This window comes from Sphingomonas sp. UYAg733, from assembly GCF_054057355.1.
Genome location: NZ_JBSRZE010000001.1, coordinates 126,185 through 141,672, shown reverse-complemented (window position 1 = coordinate 141,672; position 15,488 = coordinate 126,185). Strand labels below are relative to the sequence as shown.

Sequence of the window (15,488 nt, the reverse complement as noted above, 5' to 3'; positions counted from 1 at the left end):
TACTGGACTCGCCCCTGTTGAAAGCATTAGCCTTTTCGTCGGTTCAGGGGAGCGTTCGATGAAGCTGGCAATTCGCCTCACTCTTCTGGGACTGGCGCTCGCGCCCGTCGCGGCTCTCGGCGACAACAGCCCGCAGGTCATTCTCGCCACCCCCGGCATTGGCAGCGGCGCGATCGAGCGTTTCACTGCCCGCTTCAGCCAGCCGATGGTCGCGCTCGGCGATCCACGCGCGACGGGGCCGTTCGACGTGACCTGCCCGGTCGAGGGCGAAGGTCGCTGGGTCGATCCGCAGACCTTCGTGCATGAATTCAAGAGCTCGCTGCCGGGCGGGACAGTGTGCGAATTCAAGCTCAAAGCTGCGTTGAAAAGCGTGTCGGGTTATGCCGTGACCGGCCAGCAAAGCTTCAAGGTCGATAGTGGCGGCCCGGTCGCGCGTGCCGTGCTGCCCGCGCAATATGATGGCGAGATTGAGGAGGACCAGACCTTCCTGGTCGCCGCCAATCTCCCCGCGACCGCCGCCTCGGTCGGGGCGAGCGCCTATTGCTCGGTCGAGGGCATTGGCGAGAAGATTCCGGTCGACGTCCTGCCCGCCGATCTGCCGGGCAAATTGCTCGGCGAGATGGGCACCGACAATTGGAACGTGCGCAGCTTCCTTGAGAATGCCGGGCTGCCCGCCGTCGTGCCGGCCTCCGCCGCTGATCGCGCCAAGGCCTATGAAGGCGTCACTGCGCTCAAATGCCGCCGTCCGCTGCCGCCGGGCCGCGATGTCGCGCTGATGTGGGGCGCGAACATCGCCGGAGTGGGCGGCAAGCTTGCCGGAGCGGACCAGCGCTTCGACTATACGGTGCGCAAACCCTTCACCGCGCGTTTCGAATGCAGCCGCGTCAACGCCCAGGCGGGCTGCTCGCCGGTCGAAAAGGCCTATGTTCGCTTCACCGCGCCGATCGCGATGAGCGCGGCGCAGCAGATCAGCATCACCACCGCCGACGGCAAGACGATCAAGCCGGTGTTCGATGACGACGACAAGAAAAAGGCGACGATCAGCGACATCAGCTTCGCCAGCCCGTTGCCCGCCGTAACCACTGCCAAGCTGACCATCCCGGCGGGAATCAAGGACGAGAGCGGCCGCGTGCTCGCCAATGCCGAGCGCTTCCCGCTCGACATCCGCTTCGACGAGGCGCCGCCGCTGGTGAAGTTCGCCGCGCCGTTCGGCATCCTCGAAGCGAAGGAAGGCGGCGTCCTGCCGGTCACCGTGCGCAACGTCGAGGAATCGCTCCAGGGCAGCAATCTCGCCATCGCCGGACAATCGCTGCGCGTCGATGCCTCGGACGGACAGATCGCCAATTGGCTTCGCATCGTCGACAAGGCCGACGACTATGAATCGGAAGAAGTGAAGCGCGGCAAGGAAACGATCCGCATCAACAATACCGGTGCCACACCGATCCTCGCCGGTGGTTCCGCGACCGCGCTGAAGGTCCCGCTGCCCGGCAAGGGCAAGGATTTCGAGGTCGTTGGGATCAACCTGACCAAACCCGGATTCTATGTCGTCGAACTGGCCAGCCCGGTGCTCGGCCAGGCACTGCTCGGGCGCAAAGCGCCGCGTTATGTCGCCAGTGCCGCTCTGGTCACCAACATGGCGGTGCATTTCAAATGGGGTCGCGAACGCAGCCTTGCCTGGGTGACCCAGCTCGACACCGGTAAACCGATGCCCGATGCCGAAGTGCGCATTTCGGACAGCTGTACCGGCAGGCTGCTCGCGCGGGGCGTGACCGACAAGGCGGGTGGGCTGCTCGTGCCTGCCGGCCTGCCCGAACCGCAGACCTATGGCTCATGCGAGAATAATTCGATGGGTCCGCTGATGGTCTCGGCACGCGCCGGTGACGATTTCAGCTTCACCCTGACTGAATGGGGCCAGGGCATCCGGCCGTACGACTTCGATCTGCCCTATGGTTATGAGGCCAAGAGCGAAATCCTCCACACCGTGTTCGATCGTGCGCTCGTCCGTCAGGGCGAGACGATCCATATGAAGCATATCGTGCGCAAGCCGCTGGGCGACGGCTTTGCCATGACCCCGGCCTTTACCGGCACGCTGCGCCTGTCTCATCGTGGGTCCGATACGCAGTTCGATCTGCCGCTGACGATCGACGCGGGTGGCATTGGAGAGACCGAATGGGCCGCGCCGCAAGGCGCGCCGATGGGTGATTACGACCTGCAGGTGATCAATGGAGATCGTACGATCTACACCGGGCAATCGTTCAAGGTCGACGAGTACAAGCTGCCGACGATGCGTGCGAGTGTGACCGGGCCGAAGGAAGCGTCGATCCGGCCCAAGACGATGCCGCTCGATCTGTTTGTCGGGTATCTTTCGGGCGGCGGCGCGTCGAACCTGGCGGTCGATATGCGGGTTGGCTGGTTCGGACGCACCGTCAACCCCGAAGGCTATGAAGGCTATAGCTTTGGCGGCACCGACATCAAGGAAGGCGTGAAGCCGCTGAACGGTGACGGCGAGGAGGAATCGACTCCCTTTCCGCCGACCCAGACATTGCCCGCGACGCTCGGCGGTGACGGCACCTCGCGCACCACGATCGAGGTGCCGCAGACGCTGGAGAACGGCGCCGACATGCTGGTCGAGATGGACTATCAGGATGCCAATGGCGAGGTGCTGACCGCCTCGAAGCGTATCCCGATCTATTCCTCGGCGGTGCAGCTCGGCATCAAGAGCGATGGCTGGCTGATGAAGCAGGACGATTTGCGGCTGCGCTTCGTCGCGCTCGATACGTCGAACAAGCCGATCGCAAACCAAACTATCTCGGTCGCGCTGTACAGCCGCAAGGTGCTGACCGCGCGGCGCCGGCTGATCGGCGGCTTCTACGCCTATGACAATCAGATGCGCACCGAGAAGCTGTCCGCCACCTGCGGCGCGACGACCGATGCGCAGGGGCTTGCGCAATGCGCGATCGATCCCGGTGTCTCGGGTGAGGTCTATGCCGTTGCGACGACGAGCGATGCCAACGGTAATGTCGCGCGCGCGACGCGGTCGGTATGGCTCGCGGGTGATGAGGATTGGTGGTTCGGCGGCGATAATGGCGACCGCATGGACATCGTCCCCGAACGGACCAGCTACAAGGCCGGCGAGACCGCCCGTTTCCAGGTGCGAATGCCATTCCGCGAGGCGACTGCTTTGGTCACGGTCGAGCGTGAAGGCGTGCTGTCGAGCTTCGTGACGACCCTGTCGGGCAAGGATCCCGTGGTCGAGGTGAAGATGCCGGGCAGCTACGCCCCCGACGTGTTCGTGTCGGTCATGGTGGTGCGTGGCCGGGTACAGAGCGGGTTCTGGAGCTGGGTCAACGGCATCGCGCAGAGTCTCGGTCTCGCCAGCGGCCCGCCCGAGGGCCAGGAACCGACTGCCCTGGTCGATCTCGCCAAGCCCGCCTATCGCCTCGGCATAGCCAAGGTGAAGGTTGGTTGGGACGCGCACAAACTGCAGGTCGCGGTCAAGGCCGACAAGGAACGCTATGCCGCGCGCGACACTGCGCAAGTCGATGTCCAGGTCAGGACGCCCGACGGCAAACCGGCGGGGAGCGCCGATGTCGCGTTCGTGGCGGTCGATGAGGCGTTGCTGCAACTCGCGCCCAATGACAGCTGGGACGTGCTCACCGCGATGATGGGTGAACGGCCTTTGGCGGTGCTCACCTCGACCGCGCAGATGCAGGTTGTCGGCAAGCGCCATTACGGCCGCAAGGCGGTCGAGGCCGGCGGTGGCGGCGGTGGCGACCTGTCGGGTCTCAACCGCGAGAATTTCCAGCCGGTGCTGTTGTGGAAGGGCCGTGTCGCGCTTGATGCGCAGGGCCGCGCGCGGGTTCCTGTGGTACTGTCCGACGCGCTGACCTCGTTCAAGCTCGTCGCGATCGCCACCGATGGTGCGCAATTGTTCGGGACCGGCATGGCCAGTGTCCGCACCGCGCAGGATTTGTCGATCTATGCCGGCATGCCGACCCTGGTGCGCTCGGGCGATTATTATGCCGCCGCCTTCACGCTACGCAACGGCTCGAACAAGCCGATGAAGGTCACCGCGACGGTCGATGTGACGCCGCGCGTCGCGCAAGGGCGCCCGCTTACCGTCACCATTCCGGCGGGCGGCGCGGCACCGATCGCGTGGAACCTGACCGCACCGGAGAATATCGCCGCGCTGCGCTGGCAGGTGAAAGCCAAGGCGGAAGGCGGAAAAGCGCTCGACCAGATTACCGTATCGCAAGATGTGATTCCCGCGATACCGGTCGAAATTTGGGCGGCGACTTTGGCCCGTGTCGGCACGGCGACCTCGATCCAGATCGCCCCGCCGGCCGGGGCGCTGCCGGGTCGCGGCGCGGTCGACATCCGTCTCGACGATACCCTTCAGCCGCCATTGCAGGGGGTCCGCACTTTCATGGCGGCTTACCCCTATGATTGCTTCGAACAGCGTCTGTCGCGCGCGGTCGCGCTTGGCGACGGCGGCGCATGGACCCGACTGGCGGGTGAGATCCCGACTTATCAGGCCTCGGACGGCCTGCTGCGTTACTGGCCGTCGGAAAACCTGGCGGGCTCGGAGGCGCTGACCGCCTATGTCATGTCGCTCGCCGGTGAAGCCGGCCTGCCCATCCCCGAAGCGCCGCGTACGCGGATGATCGAAGCGATGAAGGCGGTGATCGACGGGCGCCTGCGCCACGAACAATATGGCGATGTCCGGCTGCAGCGCGTCGCCGCGCTGACCGCGCTGGCGCGCCAGAATGCGGCGACACCCGCCATGCTCGGGCAGATGGGTATCGCGCCGAACGAGATGCCGACCAGCACGCTGGCTGACTATCTCGTCGCGCTCGACCGCATCCCGGGGATCGCAAATGCGGCGTCGCTCAAGGCGGATGCCGAAGCGGTACTGCGCACGCGCCTGGTCTATGAAGGGACGCGGCTCGACCTCTCCGACCAGAGCAATGCGCCGTGGTGGCTGATGTCGTCGGGCGACGAAGCGTCGATCAAGTCGGTCATCGCCACGCTCGGCCGCCCCGGCTGGCAGGACGACGCGCCGAAGATGATGGTTGGCGTCTCGCTGCGCCAGCTGCGCGGCCATTGGGATACGACCACCGCCAATGCCTGGGGCACGATCGCCGCGCGCAAGTTCGCGGCGCTCTATCCGGCCAGCGCGATCACCGGGTCGACGACATTATCGCTGGGCACGCAGACGATCAGCAAGGCCTGGCCGCTCGCGGTCGATTTGCGCGTAGCATCCTTCCCGCTCCCCGCCGTCGCGTCGCCGCTGCGCCTGGCGCAGAGCGGCGAGGCCGGGCCATGGGCGATGGTCTCGGTCTCGGCCGCAGTGCCGCTGACCCAGCCGCTCAACGCCGGCTACAAGATGACCAAGAAAACCGAGGTGGTGCAGGCGCGCGCGCCCGGCACGCTGACGCGCGGCGACGTGGTCAAGGTGACGATCAGCGTCGAGGCATCTGCCGAACGCAACTGGGTGGTGGTCAACGATCCGATCCCGGCGGGCGCGACGATCGTTGGCAATCTCGGCGGCCAGTCGTCGATGCTCGGTGAGGTAAGCGGCGGCGACGGCGTGCAGCCAAGCTATGTCGAGCGGCGTCGCGACTCATGGCGCGGTTATTTCGCCTGGGTGCCGCGCGGGTCGTTCACCATCGGCTACACCATGCGTCTCAACGGCGCGGGACGGTTCAGCATGCCGCCGACGCGGGTCGAGGCGATGTACTCGCCAGCGATCCGTGCCGCGCTGCCCAACGCGCCGGTGACCGTGGTGCAACGGTGAGGTGTGCCTGACCCGGCGCCTCAACGCCCGTTCGCCCTGAGCCTTTCGATGGGCCGCTCCCGCTTTCTCAGTCTTTGGACGAAGGGCAGGACGGGGCTTCGACAGGCTCAGCCCGAACGAATTTGGGGCGCGTTGTCGAGCAAGAGGGGTCTGACGCTCACCGGCATGGTGGCGTTTATCACCCTGTTCGCCGCCGCCGACTACGCCACTCAACCCCCGCCCCTGCCCGGCTATACGCAGGTTCGCGCCAACTGGCATCCATCCGAAGCGTGGCTGTACGACCGTCATGGCGTGCTGATCGATTCGGCACGGGTCGATTTCGCCGCGCGGCGCCTTGCCTGGACGCCGCTCGATAAGGTTTCGCCGGTCACGCGAGACACATTGATTGCGGCCGAGGATCGGCGCTTCTTCAGCCATGGCGGGGTCGACACCCTGGCGCTGCTCGGCGCCTTGCGTGACCGGATTCGCGGTAAGCGCCACCGCGGCGCGAGCACCATCTCGATGCAGGTTGCCGGTTTCCTCGCCCCCGATCTTGCTAGTCCCGGGTCGCGCGGCACGCTGGACAAATTGCGCCAGATCCGCGCCGGCTGGGCGATCGACGGAGCATGGAGCAAGGATCAGATCCTCGAAGCCTATCTCAACCTCGCCGGTTTCCGCGGCGAGGCGCAAGGGGTTGGCGCGGCGGCGCTCGGTCTGTTTGGCAAGACGCCCGAAACGCTGGGACGCGACGATGCGCTGATGCTCGCCGCGCTGTTGCCCAACCCGCAGGCCGATCCGCGTCTCGTCGCGCGCCGTGCCTGCGCGATGTCTAAAACTATGGGGTCGCACGAGCGTGATTGTTCGCGTTTCCCCGGTGAGGCAGCGTCGATGCTCGGCCCGGCGCGCAGTCTCGCGCTCGATCCCGGCCTCGCGCCGCATCTCAGTCAGCGATTGCTCACCAAGGCCGGCTTGCGCGTGAAGACGACGCTCGACGCGCGGCTGCAGCGTATCGCCACGATCGCGCTGCGTCGCCAGCTTCAGGGCCTGGGCGGCAGCCGCGCACGCGACGGTGCGGTGGTGGTGGTCGACAATGCCAGTGGTGACGTGCTTGCTTATGTCGGGGGGATCGGCGGCGCCTCGACCGCACCCGCCGTCGACGGCGCGTCGAGCTACCGGCAGGCCGGCTCGACCCTCAAGCCGTTCCTCTACGCCCAGGCGATCGAGAAAGGTTATCTGACGCCTGCCTCGATCCTCGACGATTCGCCGGTTCAGCTCGACACCGCATCGGGTCTTTATGTGCCGCAGAATTACGATCGCGGCTTCAAGGGCCCCGTCTCGGCACGCAGCGCATTGGCCGGCTCGCTCAACGTGCCGGCGGTGCGCACCTTGCTGCTGGTCGGGGTCGAGCCGTTTCGCGACCGGCTCTGGGACACCGGCTATCGCGGTATGACCGAGGGCGGGGAATATTACGGTTTCAGCCTGGCGCTCGGCTCGGCCGAGGTAACCTTGCTCGAACAGGCCGACGCTTATCGCGCGCTGGCCAATGGTGGTCGCTGGACGCCGTTGCGGCTGACCATGGACGATCCGCGCCCGCCGGCTCGCGCCGTCACCACGCCACAGGCTGCCTGGCTGGTGTCGGACATGATCGCCGACGCCAATGCGCGCGCCGGCACGTTCGGCCTCGACAGCGCGCTGCGCCTGCCCTTCTGGGCGGCGGTCAAGACCGGCACGTCGAAGGCAATGCGAGACAATTGGTGCATCGGCTTTTCCGATCGCTTTACCGTCGCGGTGTGGGTCGGCAATCTAGAGGGCGATCCGATGCGCGCGGTGTCCGGCACCAGCGGTGCGGCGCCGGTGTGGCGCGATCTGATGCTCGCGCTCCATGCGGCTCGCGCCGGCGTGCGGCCGAAACGCCCCGCGGGGATCGAGGAACACGCGATCCGCTTCACCGGGGGGATCGAACAGCCGCGCCTTGAATATTTCCTCGCCGGCACGGCGCAGACGCAGATTGCCGCCGCTCCCGAAGGGGCACGGCGTCCGCGCATCGTCAATCCGGTGTCGGGCAGCGTCTATGCGATCGACCCGGATATTCCGCCCGCCCGGCAACGGCTCGCGGTCGGCGTGTCGGGTGAGGTTGCCGCCCACCGGCTGCGGCTCGACAAGCGCGATCTCGGCGCGGCCGATTCCCGGCCGCTGATGCTGGCGGGGCCGGGACAGCATCGGCTCAGCCTGGTCGATGTCGGCGGCAGGGTGGTCGACCAGATCATCTTCACGATCCGCTGATCGTCCCGACGAAATTCGGGCCGCGAACGCGTCATGACGCATTCGCGGCCCGGACTTTTCGATAGTGGAAATCCGGCGGGTTCAAACTACCGGCCGGATTATCCGTTTACCTGTAGAAGTTGCGGATCACGTCGACCACGATCCCGCGCCGCGCATCGACCAGGATCACGTCGTTATAGTGACGCACCCAGCGCTGGTTGCGACCGGCCAGCGGCAGGCGATAGCGCCACGGATCGGCGATGTAGTAGCGCGATCCGAAATAGCGCGGCGCGATGCGGATGCCGGGGCGGAATGCGGAATAGCGGAACGGCGCTCGCCAATGGCCACGGGCGTAAATTGAGCGATTATTATCGCGATAACCGCGCCAGTCGTTGCGGCCCCAGGCGTGATTGCGATCACGAATATCCTCACGCAATTCCTGGCGGGCGCCGCGGACGTCGCGGCGTTCGTCGCGAATGTCGTTGCGATCGCCGCTGCGCCGCGCCTGGTTCAACTCGCGCTGCTCCTGGCGCAGGTCCTGGCGGTCGCGGCGCACTTCGCGCTGCGATTGCGCGCTGGCGGCGGTCGGGATGGCGACGGCGGGGATGGCCACTGCGGCCATCAATGCCGTGATGATCAGTTTACGCATGATTCTCACTCCATTCTCATTCGACGGCATCGGAGGGGAGGCCGTCATGCGCCCTTTTCGCAAGGGCGCGCTGAATGGAGCGGGAACGTCTCAGTCAGGAAATCGAAAGGGTTTTACGGTTCGTCGCGGCTGCCACCGCCGCCGGGCTGGCCGCCGACCGCACCGACCGTGCCAATATTGCCGAACAGTTCGTCGAACAAACCGCGCTTCCGGCCCAGCGTCGGCGTTTTCTCACCCGATGGGCTGATCGAGGCGATCTGCTCCATGCCGCCGCGACTGACGCCGGTTACCGTGCCATTCTGGTCGAACGCCACGCGCAGCGTGATCTGCGAGACGACCTTGGGATTGTTGAACGCCAGGTTGCGCGTGTCGCGCGCGACATAATACCAGTCGCCCTGGTTGAATTGGCTGGTGAAGCTCGGCTTGCCCAGCGTCTGCAATACCGACTGGCGGTTATCGACGCCCGGCTGGACCGAATTCACCAGATCGGCATCGATGATATACCCCTGATGCGACCGAAGCGGCGTGCAGGCGCTTGCCGCCAGGGTCGCGAGGCCGAGGACGGCACCCATCATCAATCGGCCCATCATCAATCGGCCCCTCATCAATCGGGCAGTGGTGAGGCTCATCAAACTCTCCCAGGGGGCATTACGCACACGAAACCAGACACGCCGAGATGCGCATTGCATCGCGGGCCGATCGTCTCAATATGCCGAGCTTCGCGGCCAAACAAGGGCGCAGGGAAAAGTGGAGCGCAGATGGGCTGGATGGCGAAGATGTTCGGGCGCCAAAGCGAAGACGCGCTGCCGCTTTATAATGCGGTGGTGACGCATGCCCGCGCACCGCATTGGTATCTCGACGGACAGGTGCCCGACACGGTCGATGGCCGCTTCGACATGATTGCTGCGATTCTGTCGTTCGTCGTGCTGCGGCTGGAAAAGGACCCGGCCGGTGCCGCAACCAGCGCCGCGATGACCGAGCGCTTCGTCGACGATATGGACGGTCAATTGCGCGAGCTCGGCATCGGCGACGTCGTGGTCGGCAAGCATATCGGCAAGATGATGAGCATGTTTGGCGGGCGCATCGGCGCATATCGCGACGCACTTGCGGCCGGCGATTTGAGTCCCGCGCTGCTCCGCAACCTGTATCGCGGAGTCGATCCGGGCGCTTTGGCGGTCGGCCATGTACGCGACTCGCTGCTCGCCTTCGATGCCGAACTCGGTTCGTTCGGCACCGATGCGGTGATTGCGGGGCAATTACCGTGAGCGCCCCCGAATTCTCGCGGCCCGAACGAATCGATACGTTCGGCGCGGGTGAACGCAGCGTTTCGATCGTCGCGAGCGCTGCCGAACGTGTCGCGCTGGCGGCCCGTTTCGGGCTGGTGGCGATCGACCGGCTCCAGGGCGAGTTCAAGGTCCGCATCGAAGCCGCGGGCATCGTCGCGCGCGGCCATATATCGGCAGCGGTCGTACAAGCCTGTTCGGTGACCGATGACCCGCTGCCCATGAAAGTGGAAGAAGCTGTCGCGTTGCGCTTCGTCGCTGACACTGCGATCGACGAGGAAGAAATCGAACTCTCCGAGGATGCGCTCGATACGATGTTCTATGCCGGATCGGCGATCGACCTGGGCGAGGCGGCAGCGGAAACCATGGCGCTCGCGCTCGACCCCTTCCCGCGCGGGCCGCGCGCGGCGGCGGCACTGCGCGCGGCGGGCGTGATCAGCGAAGACGAGGTAAAGCCGCTTGGTGCGCTCGCCGGATTGAAGGGGCTGTTGGAAAAGGGCCGGGACTAGGCGAGGTCATGACCTTGTTGTTCTCCCCTCCATAAAGGGCGGGGAGAAATAGAGTCGATCGCCCCAACTCTAGTCCTCGTCCGGACCCAGTGCCGGATCGAGGTCGCGGGGCCGGATGAACCGGGCAAGCCGCGCGGTTCCTGCTGCCACATCCGACCAATTGCCCGATTCGAAGCGCAGCTCGGCGATCGTCGCGGTCGGATATTTCTGCTCGACCTCGTCACGCAGCGGCTCGGCCAGCGTATCGGGAACGAGCATCAGCACCAGATCCTCGAGTCCCGGATTATGCCCGGCGAACAGCACATGCTCGGCGGTTTCGGGCAGGTCGTGGATGACGTCGAGCAAGGTCACCGCCGAGGCGAGGTAGATCCGCCGGTCCCAGGCGGGGGCCAAAGCCTCGCCATAGCCGGTCGAAACCTCATCCAGCGTCTCGATCACACGCACCGCCGGCGATGCGATGACATGGTCGAAGGCCAGGCCGAGCGATTTCATGTGCCGCCCGACCATCGCCGCCGCGCGCTTGCCCTTGCCGTTGAGCGGACGATCGAAATCGCGCGAGACGGGATCGTCCCAGCCCGATTTTGCGTGGCGGAGCAGCGTCAATGTCTTCATGGCGCCCGTCGCGTCCCCAATCCCTCGACCCCACTTTTACTGGGGTCTTCGCGGGCCTCATGCCCACTTTCGATGACGGAAGGAAGACGTGCGACGCGCGCCACCGCTTCGTCGAGGGTGACGCGGGCGATCGGCACGCCCGGGGGAAAGGCGGCGAGCAAGCGCGACGGCATTGCAGCGGAAAGCAGCACGAACACGCCATGATCGTCGGCGCGCCGGATCAGCCGTCCGAACGCCTGTGCCAGCCGCGCCCGCACGATGCGGTCGTCATAGGCGCTGCCGCCGCCAGCCAGCCGCCGCGCGGCATGGAGCACGGTCGGCTTGGGCCAGGGCACGCCCTCCATCACCACCAGCCGCAGCGACCGCCCCGGCACATCGACCCCGTCGCGCAAAGCATCGGTGCCGAGCAAAGACGCGGAGGCATCGTCGCGAAAGATATCGACCAGGGTTCCGGTATCGATCGGATCGACATGCTGGGCGAGCAACGAGAGCCCATCACGCGCCAGCCTGTCGGCGATTCGCGCATGCACTGCTCGCAGCCGCCGAATCGCGGTGAACAGGCCCAAAGTCCCTCCGCCTGCCGCCGACATCAGCCGCGCATAGGCATTGGCGAGCGCGCCAGTATCGCCGCGCTTCACATCGGTGACGATCAACACTTCGGCCTGCGACGCATAATCGAACGGGCTGACCGCCTCGAAATGCGCTGCCGGCTTGACCAGGTGATGCGCACCGGTGCGCGCCTCCGCCACCTCCCAGCCGCCGCCGCCGCGCAGTGTTGCCGAGGTGACCAGCGCGCCATGTGCCTGTTTCAATACGGTTTCGGCAAAGGGTTTGCTCGGGTCGAGCCAATGGCGATGCAGCCCGACATCATAGTCGCGCCCCTCGATCCGGTCGACCGCGAGCCAGTCGACGAAGTCGGGGCTGGCCGGGCCGCCGATTCGCGCGAGCAGCGACAGCCATGCCGCAACCGTCTCGGCGCGCCAGCCGAGCGAGGCCACGGCCCCCTCGACCCGCGCCCGCGCCTGGCTGTCGAGCCAGTCGGGTGCTTCGGCCAGCACCGCTTCGAGCCGCCGCCCGAGCGCAACCAAAGGCCGGACCAGCGCGTCGAGCGCATGTGCGGCCGGACCAGCCGCCTCGATCAGTGCTGCATCGGGTTCGGCAAGTTCGGTCTCCAGGCCATAGCCGGCGTCGCCGCCAAGTTGTTTGGCGGTCTCGGCGCGTGCGTAGGTCAGCCCGCGGACCGCCGCGAGCAGCGCTTCGATCGGTCCGAACGGCGCCCCCTCGCTCAGCCGCTGCAGCCAGCCATCTGCCGCCAGCCCCTGCGCCGCGATCACCGCATCGCCGATCGCCCGCGCGCCCTGCTCGTCATAGCTGGCGACATCGGAGAGCCGCGCGGCGAGGCCGCGCCGCCGTCCGCGCGATCCCGATTCGGGGCCGAGCACCCAACGGCGGAGCTCGATCGTCTCCTGGCCGGTCAGCGCGGTCGAAAACATCGCGTCGGCCGCATCGAAGATATGATGCCCCTCGTCGAACACGTAGCGGGTCGGGCGGCTCGTCGTTTCGCGCCCGCGCGCGGCATTGACCATCACCAGTGCATGGTTGGCGATGACGATATCCGCCTCCGCGCTGTTCCTCGCCGCGCGCTCGATGAAGCATTTCCGGTAATGCGGGCAACCGGCATAGACGCACTCGCCGCGCCGGTCGGTCAGCGCGGTCGGCCCGTTGCGCCGGAACAGGGTCGGCAGCCAGCCGGGCAGGTCGCCGCCGACCATATCGCCGTCGGCGGTATAGCCTGCCCAGCGCGCGACCAGCTGCGCCAGGACAGCCGCCCGCCCGGCGAATCCGCCCTGCAGCGCGTCTTCCAGATTAAGCAGGCAGACATAATTCTCGCGCCCCTTGCGCGTCACGACCTTGGCCCTGCGTATTTCGGCCTGCGGGTAGAGCCGCACCGTTTCATGTGCCAATTGCCGCTGCAGTGCCTTGGTGAAGGTCGACACCCACACCGCCCCGCCCGCCTTTTCCGCCCACAGTGAGGCGGGCGCGAGATAGCCGAGCGTCTTGCCGATGCCGGTCCCCGCCTCGGCCAGCACCATGTTCGGTGCGTCGCGTACCATGCGCGGTTCGAATGCTTCGATTGCCGCCTCGGCATAGGCGCGCTGGCCAGGCCGCTGCTCGGCGGCGCTGCCGGTCAATTGCGTCAGCCGCTCCTGCGTCTCCGCCGCGCCGATCGAGATGGTGCGCGGCGCGGCGCGCGGCGCGCCCTCCGACCATTCGGGCAGGCGCGAGAACAGCCAGCGCTCATGCTGTTCGGGCATCTTGATATGCTCGGCAACCACTGGCGCCCAGGGCCAGCGTAGCCGGGCAAGCGATTGCGCGCTGGTCCAGGCGCCCTCACGCTCGGGCCACTCCCCCTGGGGAATCGCCAGCATCGCCTCGGCCGCGCGCAACAGGAACGCCGCGATCTCGTCGTCGCGTACCGGCACGTCGAGCCCGGTGACCCGGCCCAGCCCGCGCGGCGTGGGCACCATGAAGCGTGCCGGACACATGAAAGCGAATAATTCGAGCAGATCGAGCCCCGACAGATCGGCATAGCCGAGTCGCTGTCCGGCCAGCACGGCATTGAGCACAATCACCGGCGTGTCGGCGGCAATGCGGATGGCTTCGCCGCGCCCGACCTGGCGCGTGCCATCGGCCGTGGCGATCCAGATGCCGCTATGGCTTGCGTGGAGGGCGGGATAGGGCAAAGACGCGGCCATTCGCGTGAGGTAGTGGCGCGGCCGGAACGAAAGGGCAACAGCAAGTGAGTGAATTGCGCACCGCCGCCATGGAATCCAAGGCTTGGCCTTATGAAGAGGCGCGCAAGCTGCTCAAACGCTACCCGAACGGCAAGCCGACAGGTCCGGTGTTGTTCGAAACCGGCTATGGCCCTTCGGGCCTGCCGCATATCGGCACGTTCAACGAAGTGCTGCGCACGACGATGGTGCGCAATGCGTTTCACGCGCTGTCCGACACGCCGACCAGGCTGATCGCTTTTTCGGATGACATGGACGGCTTGCGCAAAGTGCCCGACAATGTGCCGAACAAGGCGATGCTGACCGAATATCTCGGCAAGCCGCTCACCCGCATCCCAGATCCGTTCGGCACGCATGAAAGCTTCGCCGCGCATAACAACGCGATCCTGCGCGATTTTCTCGACCGCTACGGCTTCGATTACGACTTCGTCTCGTCGACTGAATATTACACCAGCGGCCGCTTCGACGACGTGCTGAAATCGGTGCTGCGCCATTTCCAGGCAATCCTTGACGTGATGCTGCCGACGCTTCGCGCCGATCGCCAGGCGACCTATTCGCCAGTGCTGCCGATCAGCCCGAAGAGCGGGATCGTGCTGCAGGTGCCGGTCGAGGTGATCGACGCCGAGTCCGGTACGATCGCCTTCATGGATGATGGCGAGCGGATCGAACAATCGATCCTGGGCGGCCTGGCCAAGCTGCAATGGAAAGTCGATTGGGCGATGCGCTGGGTCGCGCTCGGCGTCGATTACGAAATGGCGGGCAAGGATCTGATCGATTCGGTCGTGCAATCGTCGAAGATTACTCGCGTCCTCGGCGGCCGCCCGCCCGAGGGCTTCAACTACGAGATGTTCCTCGACGAAAAGGGCGAGAAGATCTCCAAGTCGAAGGGCAACGGGCTCAGCATCGATGACTGGCTGACCTATGGTCCGGAGGAAAGCCTCGCCTTCTACATCTATCGCGAGCCGAAAAAGGCCAAGACGCTGCACATGGGCGTGATCCCGCGTGCGGTCGACGATTACTGGCAGTTCCGTGGCAATTATGCCGGGCAGGAACTGAAGGAACGGCTCGGCAACCCGGTGCATCATATCCATGACGGCAAGCTGCCGACGGGCGAATTGCCGGTCACTTTCGGCCTGCTGCTCAACCTGGTCAGCGTGATGGGCGACGCGACCAAGGAACAGGTCTGGGGCTATCTCGGCAATTATGTGAAGGATGCGGACGCGGCGCGTTATCCCGAACTCGACCGGCTGATCGACCGTGCGCTCGCTTATGGGCGCGATTTCGTCACCCCGACGCTCAAAAGGCGCAAGCCCGAGGGTGTCGAGGCCGCCGCGCTCGAACGGCTCGATGCCGATCTGGCCGCGCTGCCTGCGGGCGCAAGTGCCGAGGACATCCAGAACATCGTCTATGAGATTGGCAAGACCGCCGGATTCGACAATCTGCGCGACTGGTTCAAGGCGCTTTACGAGACGTTACTCGGCGCCGAACAAGGCCCGCGCATGGGCAGCTTTATTGCTCTTTATGGCATTGAAAATACAAGAAAGTTGATCGCCGACGCATTCGTGCGTTAGAATTCCGATTCGACGCAAGCGCACGGAACATATA

At 65.8% G+C, this 15,488-nt stretch carries 9 protein-coding genes; 5 read left to right on the top strand and 4 right to left on the bottom strand.

From position 1 onward, the window contains the following. The first annotated feature begins 58 nt into the window (after positions 1-58). Positions 59-5,797 (top strand): alpha-2-macroglobulin family protein, encoded by a 5,739-nt coding sequence (locus tag ACVWZA_RS00760; protein ID WP_457309248.1) that lies wholly within the window; start codon positions 59-61, stop codon positions 5,795-5,797. A gap of 165 nt (positions 5,798-5,962) precedes the next feature. Next, positions 5,963-8,059, top strand: coding sequence for a penicillin-binding protein 1C (gene pbpC, locus ACVWZA_RS00755; protein WP_457310033.1), 2,097 nt, complete (start codon positions 5,963-5,965; stop codon positions 8,057-8,059). Between the two features lie 106 nt (positions 8,060-8,165). Here the strand turns inward: pbpC and ACVWZA_RS00750 are convergent, their stop codons facing one another. Next, positions 8,166-8,687, bottom strand: coding sequence for an RcnB family protein (locus ACVWZA_RS00750; RefSeq protein ID WP_457309247.1), 522 nt, complete (start codon positions 8,685-8,687; stop codon positions 8,166-8,168). Between the two features lie 113 nt (positions 8,688-8,800). Next, entirely contained in the window at positions 8,801-9,277 is a 477-nt protein-coding gene (locus ACVWZA_RS00745; protein WP_457310032.1) for an outer membrane protein assembly factor BamE, read from the bottom strand. 168 nt (positions 9,278-9,445) lie between these two features. On the opposite strand from ACVWZA_RS00745, the gene ACVWZA_RS00740 reads away from it, so the two are divergent. Together ACVWZA_RS00740 and ACVWZA_RS00735 are read left to right on the top strand one after the other, a co-directional pair. Further along, positions 9,446-9,952: a ubiquinol-cytochrome C chaperone family protein gene (locus ACVWZA_RS00740; protein WP_457309246.1), complete on the top strand. Its 507-nt coding sequence runs from the start codon at positions 9,446-9,448 to the stop codon at positions 9,950-9,952. Next, entirely contained in the window at positions 9,949-10,479 is a 531-nt protein-coding gene (locus tag ACVWZA_RS00735) for a YceD family protein (protein WP_457309245.1), read from the top strand. Before ACVWZA_RS00740 ends, ACVWZA_RS00735 begins: the two co-directional genes overlap by 4 nt. Positions 10,480-10,548: 69 nt before the next feature. On the opposite strand, the gene ACVWZA_RS00730 is transcribed toward ACVWZA_RS00735, so the two are convergent. After that, the gene (locus ACVWZA_RS00730; protein ID WP_457309244.1) at positions 10,549-11,091 is read right to left on the bottom strand and encodes a SixA phosphatase family protein; all 543 of its coding nucleotides are present in this window, start codon (positions 11,089-11,091) and stop codon (positions 10,549-10,551) included. Then, positions 11,088-13,847 carry an ATP-dependent DNA helicase gene (locus ACVWZA_RS00725; RefSeq protein ID WP_457309243.1) on the bottom strand — a complete coding sequence of 920 codons (2,760 nt, stop codon included), beginning with the start codon at positions 13,845-13,847 and terminating at the stop codon, positions 11,088-11,090. Before ACVWZA_RS00725 ends, ACVWZA_RS00730 begins: the two co-directional genes overlap by 4 nt. Before the next feature lie 44 nt (positions 13,848-13,891). Here ACVWZA_RS00725 and ACVWZA_RS00720 point away from each other — a divergent pair, with 44 nt between their 5' ends. Further along, a complete protein-coding gene (locus ACVWZA_RS00720; protein WP_457309242.1) occupies positions 13,892-15,454 on the top strand; it encodes a lysine--tRNA ligase in 1,563 nt (520 codons plus the stop codon). Positions 15,455-15,488 lie beyond the last annotated feature (34 nt).